Raw genomic sequence first — 17,606 nt, 5'->3', positions numbered from 1 at the left:
TGAACGCGCCCGCCCCGTCCCGCCCCGCCCTGTCCCGCCCGGCGCGATCGACGCGGTGCCGGGCGGGAGGAGGCGGGAGGAGGCGGGATGGGACGGGCGGGACAGCGGTGGCGGGACGGATCAGCCGTCGGCCGCCACCCGGACGTCCGGGGCCGGGGTCGCCGGAGTGGCGGCAGCCGTGGCCGACGCGGTCGCGGCGGTCGCGGTCGCGGTGGCTGCCGTGGTGCCGGGCGTCCGGGCGGAGCGGCGCAGCAGGCCGTCGAGCGAGAAGGCGCCGGCCCCGGTCACGACCAGCACCAGGAAGGCCCAGCAGAACATCACGGCGGGCTCGCCGTGGTTCTGTATCGGCAGCAGGGCGTGGCGCTGGTGCACGTCGAAGTACGCGAACGCCATGGAGCCCGAGGCCACGAGGGCGGACAGCCGGGTGCCGAGCCCGACCGCCGCCAGCACGCCGCAGACCAGCTGGATGGCCGCCGCCCACCAGCTCGGCCAGACGAACGCGGCAGGGCCGGGGCCGCCGCCCTCGGGGCCGCCGAAGACGCCGAAGAGGCTGGCGGCGCCGTGGCAGGCGAACAGCAGGCCGACGATGATCCGGAACAGCCCGACCACCAGCGGCCCGACCCGGTCGGGGGCCAGCGCGGGGACGGCGAACGGGCGGGGGACGGCGGACCCGGCGGGGGTGCCGTGGCCGGTGGCGGAGGTGGTGCCGGGCAGTTTTCCGAGCGCTCTCATGGTGACTCCTGGGGGGAGATGCGGCCGGCCCTTGGCGGAGGCTGACGCCAGAGGGGGGACCCGAGCCGCGTGCTCGACGCGCCGAGGGTGCCGCATGGGCCGGACGTGCTGAAGGTGCTGGACGGTGCCGGACGTGCCGAAGGTGCTGGAGGGTTTTGGGCACGCCGAAGGTGCGTGACGGTCACGCGGTGTGCGGGAGCCCCTCGGTATCCGTGAGATACGGAGGGATGTGCTGAAGGTGCCCGCTCGGCCCCGGGCGCCGCAAGACCCCCATTTCGGCCTCGAAGATCGGTCCGGGAAAATTTCGCGCGTGCCGTCAGAAGGTGAACGCGGCGCCCCCGTCCGCCGCCCCCTCGAAACCTCCGTCGCCCCAGGCGGCGCGGGGTGGCGGCCGCTGCCGGACCGTCCTGCCGGACCTCCCGCCGTCGGGCCCGGGGAGGGCGCGCGGATCACCGCCGACCGCCCCCCGACCGCCGCTGAACGCCCCCGACCGCCCCCCGACCGCCCTTGACCGTCCGGTCCGTCCGCCGGGGAGCCGGAAACCGATCCCGAACCGCCCGGAGCAGCCCCAAAGCCGAGGCGGCAACGTACGGTGAAGGCATGACGAGCATCGGTGGAAGCGAGATGGTCGACTGGAGCCTCGCCGAGGCGACCGCGCAGCGGCTGACGCGGCCGGGGCCGGAGGTGAGCCGGGACGAGGCGCGCGCGATCGTGGCCGAACTGCGCGAGCACGCGCGGGAGTCGGAGGAGCACGTCAGGGCGTTCACCCGGATGTACGAGGGTCAGGAGGCGCCCGGGCCGCGCGGCACCCCGGTGCTGATCGTCGACCGCCCGGGCTGGGTGCGGGCCAACGTGGCCGGCTTCCGCGAGGTGCTCAAGCCGCTGACCGGCAAGATGCAGGCGCGCCGCCCCGGCGGCCCCGGCGGCGCGGTGCTCGGCACGGTGGGCGGCAAGGTCACCGGGGTCGAGGTGGGGATGCTGCTGAGCTTCCTGTCCTCCCGGGTGCTCGGCCAGTACGAGACCTTCGCCCCGCCCAGCCGCGACCTGCCGGCCGGCCCGGTCCGGCCGGAGCCGGGGCAGTCGCGGGCCGGCCGGCTGCTGCTGGTGGCGCCGAACATCGTCCACGTCGAGCGGGAGCTGGACGTCGACCCGCACCACTTCCGGCTCTGGGTGTGCCTGCACGAGGAGACGCACCGCACCCAGTTCACCGCCGTGCCGTGGCTGCGCGACCACATCGAGGGCGAGATCCAGGCGTTCCTCGCCGAGACCGACCTCGACGCCTCCACCGTGATCGAACGGGTACGGCAGGCCGTGCAGACCTTCACCGGCGGCCGGGAACGCGACGGCGCCGACCCGGCCGACGGCGTGGACGGCGTGGACGGCACTGCGGACGGCACCGCCGGCGCGGGCGGGCCGGACGACGGGCGCAGCCTGGTCGACCTCGTGCAGACGCCGGCCCAGCGCGAGATCCTGGCCCGGCTGACCGCCGTGATGTCCCTGCTCGAAGGCCACGCCGACTACGTGATGGACGGTGTCGGGCCCGAGGTGGTGCCCTCCGTCGCGGAGATCCGGGAGAAGTTCGGCCGCCGCCGGGCCACCGGCGCCGGCCGGCTCGACCAGGCGCTGCGCCGGCTGCTCGGCCTGGACGCCAAGATGCGCCAGTACCGGGACGGCGAGCGGTTCGTCCGGGCCGTGGTCGACGAGATCGGCATGGACGGGTTCAACCGCGTGTGGACCTCTCCGAACACCCTTCCGACGAAGGCCGAGATCGCCGCGCCCGCCGAGTGGGTGGGGCGCGTCGCCGGTCACGGCACCGCCTGACCCGCCCGACCCGCGCGCCCGTCAGGGCGCCCCGGTGCCGGAAGCGGCCACGTACGCCGAGCCCGCAGGGCCCCCGCCGGGGTGCCCTGCGGGCTCGGCGTGTCCGGGCGCCCGGTAGCGTGCGGGAGGTGCGGTCCCGGCCGGGCGGGGCCCGCCCTGAGGCGGCCGTCAGCGTCCGCCGCCGGTGTCGGCGAGGGTACTCGCGGGCGGGCGGCGGGGGCACCAGCGGGCAGCGAGGGCGCGGGCGGGCTCGGGCCGGCGCGGAAGAGGGCGCGCGGCGCGGACAGCGCGGACCGGCGCGCGCGGGGGTGGTGAGGGCGAAGGGCGGCAGACGGCGGGTGGCGGCACGCAGGGGGCGCCGTCCGCCACGGGTGCGACCGGTTCACCCGTCCGAGGGAGCGTTGGCGTGGGGTGCCGCGTGCGATGCTCGGGTTGTGCCCGGGGTTCTGTCACCATCTGAACACCCTGAGTCAACAACCGCCGCCGCGGCGGTCGCCACGGCCGGCGTCCGCACCCCGCCCGCGGCGCGCGGCGGGCGACCGCCGCGGCCCCGGCCGTACGAAGCAGCGCCACTCCGAACGCCCCCGCTCGTTCTCCTTGCAGCCCCCGCACCGCAAGCCCAAGCCCCGCACCGCAAGCCCAAGCCCCGCACCGCGAGCCCGCACAGCAGAGCCCACCCCCCACGCCACCCGCATCCACCGCTCGACCGGCTCCGCGCCCGCCGCGGGGCCCAAACAGCCTCCCCAGGAGGGAACCGGACATGGGACCCCACCCCACGGTCGCGGCGATACGCCTGGCGGTCCGCCGCGTCCTTCAGGACGTGCTCACCGCTGCCGCCGACCCGAACCCCGTCGTACTCGCCGCGTCCAGCGGCGGGGCCGACTCCATGGCGCTGGCCGCAGCGCTCGCCTTCGAAGCCCCCCGGCTCGGTGTCCGGGCCGGCGCCGTCACCGTGGACCACGGCCTCCAGGACGGCTCGGCACGCCGCGCCCAGGAGGTCGCGACGCGCCTGCGCGACCTCGGACTCGACCCCGTCGACGTGGTCAGGGTGACCGTCGGGCGGCAGTCCGGCGCGCCCGCCCACAGCCACGCCTACACCGGTGGGACCGCCCGCCGCGTCGGCCCCGAGGCCGCCGCCCGGGACGCCCGCTACGCCGCCCTGGACGCCACCGCCGAGCGCCGCGGTGCCGCCGCCGTCCTGCTCGGGCACACCCGGGACGACCAGGCCGAGACGGTGCTGCTCGGCCTCGCCCGCGGCTCCGGCACCCGCTCGCTGTCCGGCATGGCCGCCGTCTCGGGCGCCGGCGGGCGCTACCGCCGGCCGTTCCTGCTGCTGGACCGCGACACCGTCCGCCAGGGCTGCCTGGCCCAGGGCATCACGGTGTGGGAGGACCCGCACAACCACGACCCCGCCTACACCCGCTCCCGGGTCCGGCACGAGGCGCTGCCGGTCCTGGAGAAGTCGCTCGGCAAGGGCGTCGTCGAGGCGCTGGCCCGCACCGCGCAGCTCTCCCGGGACGACGCCGACGCGCTCGACCAGTGGGCCGCGGACGCCGAGGCGGACGCCGCCGGGGACGACGGCAGCCTGGACGTCGGACGGCTGCACACGCTGCCCGCCGCGGTGCGCCGCCGCGTGCTGCGCCGCGCCGCGGTCGCCGCCGGCTCGCCGCCCGGCTTCCTCTTCGCGCGCCACATCGAGGAGGTGGACCGCCTGGTGACCGGCTGGAGGGGCCAGAAAGCACTCAACCTGCCCGGGGGCGTCACCGCCAGGCGGGCCAATGGCAGACTGTTCTTCACGGCGTCGTGAACGCCGCGCCGCGTCCCGTGGCGCGGTCCGGCCCGGGCCGGACCGCGCGTCCGGCGAACCAGGACCGTACACAGCCGAGCAGCAGCCGCACAGCCAGCGAGGGACGTACCGCGTAGTGAACGAGACCGACATGGGCGCCGACCTGGAGAAGGTGCTCCTGACCAAGGCAGAGATCGACGCGAAGCTGGCCGAGCTGGCCGCGCAGATCGACCGGGACTACGCGGGCGAGGACCTGCTCATCGTGGGCGTGCTCAAGGGCGCGGTCATGGTGATGGCCGACCTCGCGCGGGCGCTGTCCAGCAACGTCACGATGGACTGGATGGCGGTGTCCTCCTACGGCGCCGGCACCAAGTCCTCCGGCGTCGTGCGCATCCTCAAGGACCTGGACACCGACATCGCCGGCCGGCACGTCCTGATCGTCGAGGACATCATCGACTCCGGGCTGACGCTCGGCTGGCTGATCAGCAACCTCGGCTCGCGCGGCCCGGCCTCCCTGGAGGTGTGCGCGCTGCTGCGCAAGCCCGAGGCCGCCAAGGTCGAGATCGATGTCAAATACACTGGCTTCGACATCCCCAACGAGTTCGTGGTCGGCTACGGCCTCGACTACGCCGAGAAGTACCGCAACCTGCCCTTCGTGGGCACCCTCGCCCCGCACGTCTACGGCGGCTGAGGCCCGGGTCGCCCCGCGCGGCGCCCGCCCTCTCCCGTCCCGACGGGACCGGGCGCGGCGACCACGCGGGACCTGGGAGGTTCCTGTGGGAACCTCCACCGGTCTCCCGCCGTTGGAGCAGGGGAAAGCCGGATAGTTAACGGTCGGCGGCCACCTCGGGTGACAATACTTGGGGAACCGTCCGAAGGTCGGGTCATACACCGGATGCACGCACCGCCACGCGGTGGCCGTGCCTCACTGCGGCAGGAGGGACGGGGCGTCGCCGCCCCGCATGGATGGACGTGAAGCGCTACTTCCGTGGGCCGGTCATGTGGATCGTGCTCATTGTCCTTGCCGTGGTCGTGTTGATGGAAGTCGTGAGCTCCGGCAACGGCTACAAGACAGCCGACACCGGCCAGGTCCTGCACGCGATCGAGGCCAACCACGCCAAATCGGCACAGCTCACCACCGGAGACGACAACTCCATCAAGGTGCAGCTGCGGGACGGCTACAAGATCAAGAACAGCGACAAGGTTCGCGCCAGCTACATCGGCAACCAGGGCTCCGCCATCGCCGCGGAGCTCCAGAAGATCCAGAACGGGAAGGTCAAGGGCGTCTCGCTGCCCGACGGCTACACCGTCTCGCCGTCCAAGCAGAACGCCCTCGTCGGCATCCTGCTGTCGCTGCTGCCGTTCGCGCTGATCGTGATCGTCTTCTTCCTGCTGATGAACCAGATGCAGGGCGGCGGCTCGCGCGTCATGCAGTTCGGCAAGTCGAAGGCGAAGCTGATCACCAAGGACACGCCGAAGACCACCTTCGCCGACGTGGCCGGCTGCGACGAGGCCGTCGAGGAGCTCCAGGAGATCAAGGAGTTCCTCCAGGAGCCGGCGAAGTTCCAGGCCGTCGGCGCCAAGATCCCCAAGGGCGTGCTGCTCTACGGCCGCCCCGGCACCGGCAAGACCCTGCTGGCGCGGGCGGTGGCCGGTGAGGCCGGCGTGCCGTTCTACTCGATCTCCGGTTCCGACTTCGTCGAGATGTTCGTCGGCGTCGGCGCCTCCCGGGTGCGCGACCTCTTCGAGCAGGCCAAGGCGAACGCCCCGGCGATCGTCTTCGTCGACGAGATCGACGCGGTCGGCCGCCACCGCGGCGCCGGCCTCGGCGGCGGTCACGACGAGCGCGAGCAGACGCTCAACCAGCTGCTCGTCGAGATGGACGGATTCGACGTCAAGGGCGGTGTGATCCTCATCGCCGCCACCAACCGTCCCGACATCCTCGACCCCGCGCTGCTGCGCCCCGGCCGGTTCGACCGGCAGATCGCGGTGGACCCGCCGGACCTCCAGGGCCGCCTGGAGATCCTCACGGTGCACCAGAAGGGCAAGCCGATCGCCCCGGACGTCGACCTCATGGCCGTCGCCCGCCGCACCCCCGGCTTCACCGGTGCCGACCTGAGCAACGTCCTCAACGAGGCCGCGCTGCTCACCGCCCGCAGCGACAAGAAGGTCATCGACAACGCGGTGCTCGACGAGGCCATCGACCGTGTGGTCGCCGGCCCCCAGAAGCGCACCCGCATCATGTCGGACAAGGAGAAGAAGACCACCGCGTACCACGAGGGCGGCCACGCCCTGGTCGCGGCGGCCTCGCCCAGCTCCGACCCGGTGCACAAGATCACCATCCTGTCCCGCGGCCGGGCGCTCGGCTACACCATGGTGCTGCCCGACGAGGACAAGTACTCCACCTCGCGCAACGAGATGCTCGACAAGCTCGCCTACATGCTGGGCGGCCGCGCGGCGGAGGAACTGGTCTTCCACGACCCGACCACCGGCGCCTCCGACGACATCGAGAAGGCCACCTCCACGGCCCGTGCGATGGTCACCCAGTACGGCATGACCGAGCGGCTGGGCGCGATCAAGTTCGGCTCCGACAACTCCGAGCCGTTCCTGGGCCGCGAGATGGGCCACCAGCGCGACTACTCCGAGGAGGTCGCCGGGCTGGTGGACGAGGAGGTCAAGAAGCTCATCGAGACGGCGCACAACGAGGCGTGGGAGATCCTGGTGGAGAACCGGGACGTCCTGGACAACCTCGTGCTGGCGCTGCTGGAGCGGGAGACGCTGAACAAGGAGGAGATCGCCGAGATCTTCACCCCCGTCGTCAAGCGTCCGCCGCGGCCGGCCTGGACGGGTTCGGCGCGCCGCACCCCCTCCACCCGTCCGCCGGTGCTCTCGCCGAAGGAGCTGGCGCTGACCAACAGCGCCGGCGGCCCGCAGGCGATCAACGGCACGGGCACCCCGCCGGTCTCCACCACCAAGCCGGCGGAGCCCACGGACCTGCCCGAGGACAGGCCGGAGAGCTGACGGAATGCACGCGGCGGTCCCCGGGGTTTCGTCCCTGGGGGCCGCTGCGGCGTTCCGGGCGGATTGCGGACGGCGGTCCGGACGGATTCCGGACGGATTCCGGACGGCGGTCCGGGCGGTACGGCGGCCGACGGCCCCGGGCCGGCCCACCGGGCAGCGGTGCGCGGCGCACCGGACAGACGAAACGAGGCACCCATGATCGATCCCGTGACGCTCGACAGTGACGGCGCCCCCGTCGGGGAGTTCGACGAGAAGCGCGCCGAGGCGGCGGTCCGCGAGCTGCTCCTCGCGGTGGGGGAGGACCCCGACCGGGAGGGCCTGCGGGAGACCCCGGCCCGGGTGGCACGCGCCTACCGCGAGATATTCGCCGGACTGTGGCAGAGCCCCGAGGACGTCCTGACCACCACCTTCGACCTCGGCCACGACGAGATGGTGCTGGTCAAGGACATCGAGGTGATGTCCTCCTGCGAGCACCACCTGGTGCCCTTCGTCGGGGTCGCCCACATCGGCTACATCCCGTCGGTCAACGGCAAGATCACCGGGCTGTCCAAGCTGGCCCGGCTGGTCGACGTCTACGCCCGCCGCCCCCAGGTGCAGGAGCGGCTGACCACCCAGATCGCCGACGCGCTCATGCGCATCCTGGAGCCGCGCGGGGTGATCGTCGTCGTGGAGTGCGAGCACATGTGCATGACGATGCGCGGCGTCCGCAAGCCCGGCGCGAAGACCATCACCTCGGCCGTCCGCGGCCAGCTGCGCGACCCGGCCACCCGTTCCGAGGCGATGAGCCTGATCATCGGCCGCTGAGCCGGCCGGCCGCCGTCCGGCCGTCCTGTGCCCGTCTGCCGCCGTCCCGCGCCCGTCCGCCGTCCTGGCCGGCTGCCCGCCCGCCGGCCCGCTCCGCCCGTACGGTCGCGAAAGCGCCCCGCTGACTCCCAGCCGGGGCGCTTTCGCCGTTCCACCGCCCGTCCGCCGAACGCCGTCCGCCGTCTGCCCGCCCGCCGCCCACCGGCCCGGGGAGGGGCCCTTCCGCGGCACCGGCCGGATTGACACGCCCCGCACGCAACCCGTAAACGGGAGTGGCCGTCCTATTGGACGCCCGCGTCCCCACCGGTCCCCTGTGAGCCTTCCGTGTCCGCTGACCGTCCCCGCCCGCTGCCGCACTCCCGGCTGCTGCCGAACGCCTCCTCCGTCCCGAAGATCTTCGGCACCGCCGCCGCCCTCATCGGCCTGCTGGACGTGGTCTCCACGGTCTTCCCGGCGTTCCGCACCGGGCGGATGCACCAGCTGGCCGTGTTCTTCCCCGGCACCGTCAGCTCGCTGGCGGCAGCCGCCTCGCTGGTCACCGGCGTCCTGCTGCTCATGCTCGCCCACGCCCTCAAGCGCGGAAAGCAACGTGCCTGGTGGGCGGCGGTGCTGCTGCTGCCGGTCGGCGCCGCCACCCAGCTGGCGTACCGGCACTCGCTGTGCGGGGCACTGGTCTCGCTGGCGCTGCTGGCGCTGCTGATCCGGCACCGAGGGCAGTTCACCGCCCTCTCCGACCCGCAGACCCGCTGGCGGGCCCTGTTCAACCTGGTCGGCCTGACCGCCGCCTCCTTCTGCCTCGGCCTGGTGATCACCAGCGCCCACCCCGCGTCCGAACAGGGCGCCCCCGGCTTCACCGACCGCTGCCAGCACGTCCTCTTCGGGCTCTTCGGCTTCCAGGGGCCCGTGCACTACACCAACGACCGGGTCAGCGACGTCGTGGGCTTCTCGCTGGGCGGCCTCGGCCTGCTCATCGCCTGCTCCACCGCCTACCTGCTGCTGCGCCCGGCCCAGCCGGCCGCCGAGCTCGGCGAGGCCGACGAGGCGCGGCTGCGCGGGCTGCTGGCCCGGCACGGCGAACGGGACTCCCTCGGCCACTTCGCGCTGCGCCGCGACAAGTCCGTCGTCTTCTCCACCAGCGGCAAGGCGGCCGTCTGCTACCGGGTGGTGTCCGGGGTGGCGCTGGCCGGCGGCGACCCGGTCGGCGACGTGGAGGCGTGGCCCGGCGCGATCAGCGCCTTCATGGACCTGGCCCGCGCGCACGCCTGGCTGCCCGCCGTCGTCGGGTGCAGCGAGACCGGCGGCGAGGTGTGGACCCGGGAGACCGGGCTGGACGCGCTGGAGCTGGGCGACGAGGCCGTCGTCGACACCGCCGCCTTCACCCTGGACGGCCGGGCCATGCGCAACGTCCGGCAGATGGTCGGCCGGATCGAGCGCTCCGGCTACACCTGCCGGGTGCGGCGGGTGAGCGAGCTGGACGAGGACGAGCGGCAGCGGGTGCGGCTGGCCGCCGACGCCTGGCGCGGCACCGACACCGAGCGGGGCTTCTCCATGGCGCTCGGCCGGTTCGGCGAGGCCGCCGACGGCGACTGCGTCGTCGTCACCGCCCACAAGGCCCCTGACGGCGGCGAGGCCGGGCAGGGCGGCGGCCACCCCGAGCTGGGCGACCTGCGGGCGGTGCTGCACTTCGTGCCGTGGGGCCCGCACGGGATGTCGCTGGAGCTGATGCGGCGCGACCGCGCGGCCGACCCCGGCCTCAACGAGCTGCTGATCGTCGCCGCGCTGCGGCAGGCGCCCTCGCTCGGCGTGCGGCGGGTCTCGCTGAACTTCGCGATGTTCCGCTCCGCGCTGGCCCGCGGCGAGCGGCTGGGCGCCGGGCCGGTGCTGCGCGGCTGGCGGGGCCTGCTGGTGTTCCTCTCCCGCTGGTTCCAGATCGAGTCGCTGTACCGCTTCAACGCCAAGTTCCAGCCCGAGTGGGTGCCCCGCTTCCTGGTCTTCCCGAACTCGCGCGACCTGCCCCGGATCGGCCTGGCGATCATGCAGGCCGAGGGGTTCGTGACCCTCGCGCTGCCGCTGCCCGCGGCCCTCCAGCGCCTGCTGCCCGGGCGGGCGCGCCGGGCCGGCGGAAGCCGTCAGCCGGGGTACGCCGCCCCCGCGCCCGCGGGCACCCGCCAGAAGGCGGCCGTGTGACACGTACGCTGGGCTCATGAGTACGTCACAGGGCCGGCCGCAGGACCACCAGCGCGGCACCGTCCCGAACCCGTCCGGGGACCCGGCGCAGCCGCGACGCCACGGCGGGCCGCTCGGGCTGCCCGCGTGGGACCGCTGCGCCGTGATGGGCGTGGTCAACGTCACCCCGGACTCCTTCTCCGACGGCGGGCAGTGGTTCGACCGCGAGCTGGCCGTCAAGCACGGCCTGGACCTGGTGGCGCAGGGCGCCGACCTGGTGGACGTCGGCGGCGAGTCGACCCGCCCGGGCGCGGCCCGGGTGGACGAGGCCGAGGAGCTGCGCCGGGTCGTCCCGGTGGTCCGCGAGCTGGCCGCCGCCGGGGTGCTGGTCAGCGTGGACACGATGCGCGCCTCGGTCGCGGAGCAGGCCGTCGACGCCGGCGCGGTGCTGGTCAACGACGTGAGCGGCGGGCAGGCCGACCCGGCGATGGTGCCGGTGGTGGCCGCCGCCGGGGTGCCGTTCGTGGTGATGCACTGGCGCGGCCAGAGCATCGACATGAACAACCGGGCCGTCTACGCCGACGTGCTCGGCGAGGTGCTGGACGAGCTGCGGACCGGCCTGGACCGAGCGGTGGCCGGGGGCATCGCGCCCGAGCGGGTGGTGCTCGACCCCGGACTGGGCTTCGCCAAGGACGCCGACCACGACCTGGCGCTGCTCGCCCACCTGTCCCGGCTGGAGGCCCTGGGCCGACCGCTGCTGGTGGCCGCCTCGCGTAAACGGTTCCTCGGCCGGGTGCTGGCCCGTGACGCGCACGCCGCCCCGCCGCCGGCCCGCGAACGGGACGCCGCCACGGCCGCCGTCACCGCCATCGCCGCCCGCGAGGGCGCCTGGGCGGTGCGGGTCCACGAGGTGCGGGCCAGCGCCGACGCCGTCCGGGTGGCGCACGCCATCGAGGCCGCGGCCGGCGGCGCGGACGCGGGTGCCAGGTGACCGCCCGTACCGCGGAGGCGCGCGCCGTCGAGCGCGCCAACCAGGCGTTCTACGACGCGATCGAGAACTCCGACCTGGACGGCCTGGAGAAGATCGTGCTCTCCGGCCCGCTCGCCGAGTCGGTGACCACCGTCCACCCGGGCTGGCCCGCGCTGCGCGGCCGCGGCGAGGTCATGCGCTCGTACGCGCTGATCATGGCCAACACCGACTACATCCAGTTCTTCCTCACCGACGTCGAGGTCGCGGTCGACGGCGACGCCGCTCTGGTGACCTGCACCGAGAACATCCTCACCGGCGGTCCCGCCGAGGACGACGGCTCGGCCGGCTCGCTGGTCGGCGGCCTGGTGGTGGCCACCAACGTCTTCCGCCGCAGCGGCGGCAGCTGGCAGCTGTGGGCGCACCACGGCTCCCCGGTGCTGGCCGAGGAGGACCCGGAGGAGTCGGACGAGCCGGAGGCCGGCGAGGACCCGCCCGGCGGCACCGCGGTCGGTGACCTGGACGACCTCGGCGATCTCGACGGCCTCGACACCATCGAGGACCTGAAGGACATCGCCGGCATCGACGACATCTCCGGGATCGTCGGTGGCGGCGGGAAACCGGACGGCGACGACGGCCACGACGACGACGCGGACGGCGACGGCAGCCACGACACCGGCCACGGCGGCCACGCCGACGGCGACGACAGCCACGACGGCGAAGACGACGACGGCAGTGACGGCAGTGACGGCCAAGACGACAGCGGCAGTGACGACGACGAGGACGGCGACGGGCCCGAGGGCACCAGCGGCCGGGCGAGGGAGTGAGACGGTGGACCGGGTGACGCTGCGCGGACTGCGGGTCCGCGGCAACCACGGGGTGTTCGAGCACGAGCGCGAGGAGGGCCAGACCTTCGTCGTGGACCTCGCGCTGGGCCTGGACACCGCGCCGGCCGCCGCCACGGACGACCTCACGCGAACCGTGCACTACGGGGAGCTGGCGGAAGAGGTCGCCGCGGTCGTGGCGGGTGAGCCGGTCGACCTGATCGAGACCCTCGCCCAGCGGATAGCCGACACCTGCCTCGCCCACACCCTGGTCGAGGAGGTCGAGGTGACCGTGCACAAGCCGGAGGCGCCGATCGCCCTGCCGTTCGACGACGTCACCGTCACGATCACCCGGAGGCGCGCGTGACCGGCCAGTACCCCGAGCCCGTGGCCCGCGGCGAGTTCGACGGACCCGTCGACCCGATCGTCCAGCCCGTGCCCGCGGCCGTCAGCGCCCGCGTCGACGCGGCCGACACGACCCTGCAGAACCCGAAGTGGGCCGTGGTGGCCCTCGGCGCGAACCTCGGCAACCGGCTGGAGACCCTGCAAGGGGCCGTGGACGCCCTGGAGGACACCCCGGGCGTGCGGGTCAGGGCCGTCTCGCCGGTCTACGAGACCGACCCGTGGGGCGTCCCCGAGGGCAGCCAGCCCGCCTACTTCAACGCGGTCGTCCTGCTGCGCACCACCCTGCCGCCCGAGTCGCTGCTGGAACGCGGCCACGCCATCGAGGACGCCTTCCTGCGGCTGCGCACCGAGCGGTGGGGGGCACGCACCCTCGACGTCGACATCGTCGCGTACGAGGGCGTGGTGAGCGACGACCCCGACCTCACCCTGCCGCATCCGCGTGCCCACGAGCGGGCGTTCGTCCTCGTACCGTGGTACGACGTGGACCCGGCGGCCGGACTGCCGGGCCGCGGCCCGGTCGCCGAGCTGCTGGCGCGGGTCGGCCGCGAGGGCGTGCGGTCGCGCACGGACGTGGAACTCCGACTGCCCGAGTGAGCGTTGGCATCACAGCCGGGCCACAGCGTCCGGACGGCGGGCCAGGCGGTTCGTCGGTCCGTCAGCTCGTCGGTCCGTCGGATCATCGGCTCTCCGGCCATCTGACGACTACCGACGACTACCGACGACGGCTGTGCACGACGGCTGACCGAGCACGACGACGGACGGGGAACGACGCCGGCCGGCGTCGGCGAACATGGAACTGTGGAGGCGGACACCCGGTGAGGACCCTGCGGATCAGGCAGCTGGCCGGCATCTTCGTGATCGCGGGCGTGCTGGCCTGGGGCGGCGCGCGGCTGTGGGACACCGTGGGCACCCTGCCCGGCGTCCCCGTCGCGGCGCCGATCGTGCTCACGCTGATCGCCGCCGTGCTCTTCGCCACGGCCCTGAACATCCGCTCCCGGCTGCGGGCCCAGCGCGAGCGGCGCCCCGGCGCCAAGGGCGTCGACCCGCTGGCCGCCGCCCGCGCGGTCGTCTTCGGCCAGGCCAGCGCCCTGGTGGCGGCGCTGGTGTCGGGCCTGTACGGGGGCGCCTGCGTCTTCCTCATCATGTACAAGCTGGACATGGACCCGCGCCGGACGCAGGCGGTGTACGCCGGCCTGTCGGTGCTCGCCGGCATCGCGGTGGTGGCCGCCGCGGTCTTCCTGGAGCGGGTCTGCCGGCTGCCCGAGGACGACGACCGCTCCTCCGGCACCGGGGCCGGCCGCCAGCCGCAGCGCGAGCGGGGCCGCCGGTAGCCGGTTCCCACAGGGAAGCCGGGAAGCCGGGAAGCCGCGCCGGGCGTACCGGGGTATCGGGGGTACCGGTCAGGCGCGCCGGCGCGTGCGGCCGTCAGCCCGTGGCGCTCACCCTCAGGGGTGACAGAGGGTTGACCGGCGACCCGGCTCCGTGGTTCGCTCCCCGTGTGGTGAACGCTACGCGCCTGCGCCTGCACCGGAGGGTCCATCTGGACCTGGTCCGGCATGCCAGCAGCGTGTGTACGCCCGCGCGTCGCGGTTGACCCGTCCGAGGTCCCGCGCGCGCTCCGCGGCCTCCCGACGTTCACCCGGCGCCGGCCCGTAGCGGCGGCGTCCCCTTTTCAGGGTGGTTTCCCCATGTCCGCAGTGCCCCTCTCGCCAGCGCGCCCGCCGTCGAGGCCCCGCCGGGCCCGAGTCCTCGGCGCCCCCACGGTCCCCTCTTCCGTCGGCGGCCCCGTCCCGACGCCGCCCCACCCTCGCCGACCTCCTCGACTTCGCCCGCTCCGTGGCCGCCGACCCGGCGGCCGTGGCTCGCCTGGTGCTGGACCCGGAGGGCCGCACCTGGCGGCGGCTGGAGGGGCCCGGCGGCTGCGAGGCGTGGCTGATCGGCTGGCCGCCCGGCGCCGAGACCGGGTGGCACGACCACGGCGGCTCCTACGGCGCCTTCGTCACCGCCGCGGGCGAGCTGACCGAGGATTCGCTGTCGGTGGCGCTGCCCACCGAGGGCTGGCGGTCGCTCGAACTGGCCGACGGCGTCGACCGGCACCGGGTACTGCCCGCGGGCCGGGGCCGCGCCTTCGGCAGCCACCACGTGCACCAGGTCGTCAACCACTCCGCCACCGTCCACGCGGTCTCCGTGCACGCCTACTACCCGCCGCTGCCGCTGATGCGCCGCTTCAGCCGCGACGGCGGCACGCTGCGGCTGGCGGCCGTCGAGCGCGCCGAGGAGTGGTGACGGTGGCCGGCATACCCGGCCCGCAGGGCCGCCCGCGCGGGATCGACGAGCACCTGGCCACCGTGCGGACCCGGCTGGCGCGGCTGACGCCCCGGCAGGCGGCCGAGGCCGCGCGGGCCGGCGCCCTGCTGGTGGACATCCGCTACGCCGCCCTGCGCGACCGGGACGGCACCGTGCCCGGCGCCGTGATCGTCGAACGCAACGAGCTGGAGTGGCGGCTCGACCCGGCCGGCTCGCACCGCGTCCGCGAGGCGACCGGCCACGGCCTGCACGTCATCGTCTTCTGCAACGAGGGGTACGCCTCCTCGCTGGCCGCCGCCTCCCTCCACGACCTCGGGCTGGGCCGGGCCACCGACATCGACGGCGGCTTCCAGGCGTGGCGCGCCGCCGGCCTCCCCGTCACCGCCCCCGACGGCCGGCCGACCGTCCCCGCGCCGCCCCTGTCCGGCACCGACCCCGACCCGGGCTCCGACTCCGGCACCGGCTCCGGCACCGACTCCGACTCCGGCTCCGGCACCGACTCCGGCTCCGGCTCCGGCTGAAGCCGACGGGTGCGGGGAGCCGGACAGGGGCTCGGCGGTCGGTCCGGAGGATGTCCGCGGCGGTCCCGCGGTCCGCGACCGGACGACTACCAGCCGGACCCGCTGAGGATGTCCAGGCCGGGGTACGCGGGGTCGCGCCGGTGGGCGCCGCCCGGCGCGAGGTAGCGGACGTTCAGGCCGACGCGCGCGCCTTCGCGGCCGGCGGAGCCCGATCGGTGCAGCAGACGGACGTCGAACAGGAAGGCGTGGCCGGCCCGGAGCGGCAGAGGCACCGCGTTCCCGGAGTCGGGGACGTTCGTGGTCCCCTGTGCCTGAGGTGCCTGACCGGGGGCCGCGCCCATGGGCGCCTCCGCCGCGTAGGGGAGGTAGCCCCTGCGGTGGGAGCCCGGCAGGACCTGGAGGCAACCGTTGTCGACGCCGGTGTCGGTCAGGGCGAGCCACGCGGACACCGACCGGGCGGGGTCCAGCTCGACGCGCTGGCCGATCCCGTCCTGGTGCCAGGGGATCTCGAAGGGGTGGCCCGACCCCGTGATGACGAGGAAGGTGTTCTCGACCGCGACGGCCGGGCCTATCACCGACCGGGCGGCGCCGGCCAGGGCGCGCACGGCCGCGCGGGCCCAGGGCTGGCTGAGGTGCGGGTTGCGGACGATCTCCGGGCCGAGCGTCCGCTGCTCGGCGACGATCCGCGCCGCGCGGGTGCGGGCCGCGCCCGGCGACGTCCACTCGATCGGCGCGCTCACGCCTGAGCCGCCCAGGAGAGGACGGGTGGTCGACCGCGCATCGGTTTTCGTGATGCCCATAGAGGGCGCTCCCCTCGCGTCAGTCCGTGGGGTGCAGAGAGAAGCGCCCCGTACCGCTGTGCGGGACGATGCCGTGCCGCCTGGCGATGCTCGGAGTATGACTCCGGGAATCCCTCCACGGGAATCCCGTGGAGGGATTCTCCGTCCGGCGACGGGCGTGAACCGGACACCCGGGCGTCCGGGCGTCCAGCCGCAGGTGGCGGCGGCAGCGGTTGGCGGCGAGGGGGAGTGGCGCGCCGCGCGGCCGCCTTCCAGGGCCTACCGCCCGACGCCCGTCACCGCACGTGAAGAGGTCCCGGCAGGCCAACGGGCGTACCGGGACCCCGGGGTGCGGCTCGGCCGTCAGAGCGTCCGGAACCGGTCCCTGGCGACGGCGTCCACGAACTCCGCGAACGCGTTCGCGGAGAAGCAGAGGCGCGGCCCCTCCGGGTCCTTGGAGTCACGCACCAGCGTCCGGTCGGACGCCCCCGCCGCGACCTCCACGCAGTCGTTGCCGGCTCCGCCGCTGTAGCTGCTCTTGCGCCACTCGGGCTCGTTATTGGGTGGGTTCGTCATCGGGACTCCCGTCGTGCTGCAGCTTCGTAAGCGTGGCCAAGCTTTGTCATCACTTCGGATGATTCGGCCGGTCCGAGTGCCTGGGAACGCAGGTCGTCAAACGCCTCGCGGTACGTCTCCACCTCTGCCGTCTTGTCCAGATACAGGGCGGCGGAGCCCACCAGGGGCACGTGAACGAGGTCGAGGCCCGGCTCGGAGCCGCGCAGGTAGACGAAGCCGGGCTCGCCGGCTGCGTGGGCGCCCGAGGCCAACTCCAGGACCTGGATGGTCATGTGCGGTCTGCGGGCACACTCCACCAGGTACGCGAGCTGGCCGGCCATCACCTCGTTCGAGCCCACCCGCCGGCGGAGGACGGCCTCGTCCAGGATCGCGCACAGGAGCGGCGGGTCGGGGCGCTCCAGTACGGCCCGGCGCCGCATGCGCACGTCCACCATCTGCCTGATCTCGGCGGGCTCGGCGCGGACCTCGGCCGCGCTGATGACCGCGGTGGCGTACTCCTCGGTCTGGAGCATGCCCGGCGTGCGCCCGGGTGCCCAGTAGAGGAGTTCCGCCGCTTCGGCCTCGAAGCCCAGGAGCGGGGTGACGCTGTCCGGCGCGGCCGACCCGAACGGCTCCCACCACCCCTCCACGCGGGCGTTCTTCGCCAACTCGACCAGCTCGGCCGTGACATCGGGGTCCGCCTGGTACGCGTCCGCGCAGAGCGCCTTGACGGCGGCCCACTTCACGGCGCCCTTGTCGTCCTTCTTCTCGTAGCGGTTGATGCTCGACTTGGACACGCCGGCCAGTTCGGCGGCCGCCTCCAGCGTGAGGCCGCGCCCTTCCCTCAGCTCCCTGAGGCGACGCGCGAGTTGGCGCCGTCGTGCGGTCGGGCCGGGTGGCATGGCGTCTCCCTCGCTC

15 protein-coding genes and 2 pseudogenes are annotated in these 17,606 nt (G+C 74.4%); 13 read left to right on the top strand and 4 right to left on the bottom strand.

Translation table 11 applies throughout. The features are described from left to right. Positions 1-120: 120 nt before the first annotated feature. Positions 121-636 (bottom strand): DoxX family protein, encoded by a 516-nt coding sequence (locus BS72_RS13660; protein ID WP_232792609.1) that lies wholly within the window; start codon positions 634-636, stop codon positions 121-123. A gap of 696 nt (positions 637-1,332) precedes the next feature. On the opposite strand from BS72_RS13660, the gene BS72_RS13655 reads away from it, so the two are divergent. The 13 genes and pseudogenes from BS72_RS13655 to BS72_RS37210 all read left to right on the top strand — a co-directional run. Then, positions 1,333-2,553, top strand: a complete 1,221-nt coding sequence (locus tag BS72_RS13655) for a zinc-dependent metalloprotease (RefSeq protein WP_037910708.1) — start codon at positions 1,333-1,335, stop codon at positions 2,551-2,553. 760 nt (positions 2,554-3,313) lie between these two features. After that, positions 3,314-4,360: a tRNA lysidine(34) synthetase TilS gene (tilS, locus tag BS72_RS13650; RefSeq protein ID WP_037910706.1), complete on the top strand. Its 1,047-nt coding sequence runs from the start codon at positions 3,314-3,316 to the stop codon at positions 4,358-4,360. Positions 4,361-4,475: 115 nt separating this feature from the next. Continuing rightward, positions 4,476-5,030: a hypoxanthine phosphoribosyltransferase gene (gene hpt, locus BS72_RS13645; protein WP_063836063.1), complete on the top strand. Its 555-nt coding sequence runs from the start codon at positions 4,476-4,478 to the stop codon at positions 5,028-5,030. Positions 5,031-5,305: 275 nt separating this feature from the next. Next, on the top strand, positions 5,306-7,360 hold the full coding sequence (ftsH, locus tag BS72_RS13640) for an ATP-dependent zinc metalloprotease FtsH (RefSeq protein WP_037910704.1): 2,055 nt from the start codon (positions 5,306-5,308) through the stop codon (positions 7,358-7,360). A gap of 195 nt (positions 7,361-7,555) precedes the next feature. Beyond that, positions 7,556-8,164, top strand: a complete 609-nt coding sequence (folE, locus tag BS72_RS13635; RefSeq protein WP_037910702.1) for a GTP cyclohydrolase I FolE — start codon at positions 7,556-7,558, stop codon at positions 8,162-8,164. Between the two features lie 324 nt (positions 8,165-8,488). After that, on the top strand, positions 8,489-10,351 hold the full coding sequence (locus tag BS72_RS13630) for a phosphatidylglycerol lysyltransferase domain-containing protein (protein WP_232792389.1): 1,863 nt from the start codon (positions 8,489-8,491) through the stop codon (positions 10,349-10,351). Between the two features lie 145 nt (positions 10,352-10,496). Then, on the top strand, positions 10,497-11,321 hold the full coding sequence (gene folP, locus BS72_RS13625) for a dihydropteroate synthase (RefSeq protein ID WP_051951916.1): 825 nt from the start codon (positions 10,497-10,499) through the stop codon (positions 11,319-11,321). Next, a pseudogene (locus BS72_RS13620) lies at positions 11,318-11,806 on the top strand (nuclear transport factor 2 family protein); the annotation flags it as partial. The gene folP and the pseudogene BS72_RS13620, both read left to right, overlap by 4 nt. A gap of 322 nt (positions 11,807-12,128) precedes the next feature. Next, positions 12,129-12,488, top strand: coding sequence for a dihydroneopterin aldolase (folB, locus tag BS72_RS13615; protein ID WP_037910700.1), 360 nt, complete (start codon positions 12,129-12,131; stop codon positions 12,486-12,488). After that, on the top strand, positions 12,485-13,120 hold the full coding sequence (gene folK, locus BS72_RS13610) for a 2-amino-4-hydroxy-6-hydroxymethyldihydropteridine diphosphokinase (protein WP_407638971.1): 636 nt from the start codon (positions 12,485-12,487) through the stop codon (positions 13,118-13,120). Before folB ends, folK begins: the two co-directional genes overlap by 4 nt. Before the next feature lie 221 nt (positions 13,121-13,341). Next, entirely contained in the window at positions 13,342-13,857 is a 516-nt protein-coding gene (locus tag BS72_RS13605; protein ID WP_037910699.1) for a DUF3180 domain-containing protein, read from the top strand. Between the two features lie 505 nt (positions 13,858-14,362). Then, positions 14,363-14,812, top strand: a complete 450-nt coding sequence (locus BS72_RS37215; protein WP_232792388.1) for a cupin domain-containing protein — start codon at positions 14,363-14,365, stop codon at positions 14,810-14,812. Between the two features lie 11 nt (positions 14,813-14,823). Next, positions 14,824-15,219, top strand: a pseudogene (locus BS72_RS37210) (rhodanese-like domain-containing protein); the annotation flags it as partial. Between the two features lie 221 nt (positions 15,220-15,440). On the opposite strand, the gene BS72_RS32290 reads toward BS72_RS37210, so the two are convergent. From BS72_RS32290 to BS72_RS13580, 3 genes are all read right to left on the bottom strand, one after another. After that, positions 15,441-16,094 carry a phytanoyl-CoA dioxygenase family protein gene (locus tag BS72_RS32290; RefSeq protein WP_232792387.1) on the bottom strand — a complete coding sequence of 218 codons (654 nt, stop codon included), beginning with the start codon at positions 16,092-16,094 and terminating at the stop codon, positions 15,441-15,443. A 402-nt stretch (positions 16,095-16,496) separates the two neighbouring features. Further along, entirely contained in the window at positions 16,497-16,709 is a 213-nt protein-coding gene (locus BS72_RS13585; RefSeq protein ID WP_037910697.1) for a DUF397 domain-containing protein, read from the bottom strand. After that, complete coding sequence (locus BS72_RS13580) at positions 16,706-17,590, bottom strand: DUF5753 domain-containing protein (protein WP_051951081.1); 885 nt, start codon at positions 17,588-17,590, stop codon at positions 16,706-16,708. Before BS72_RS13580 ends, BS72_RS13585 begins: the two co-directional genes overlap by 4 nt. Between the last annotated feature and the right edge of the window lie 16 nt (positions 17,591-17,606).

Origin of the sequence: Actinacidiphila yeochonensis CN732 (assembly GCF_000745345.1) — a bacterium.
GTDB lineage: Bacteria > Actinomycetota > Actinomycetes > Streptomycetales > Streptomycetaceae > Actinacidiphila > Actinacidiphila yeochonensis.
The sequence above is the reverse complement of the archived record's forward strand: the minus strand, read 5'-3'. Positions and strand labels throughout refer to the sequence as shown.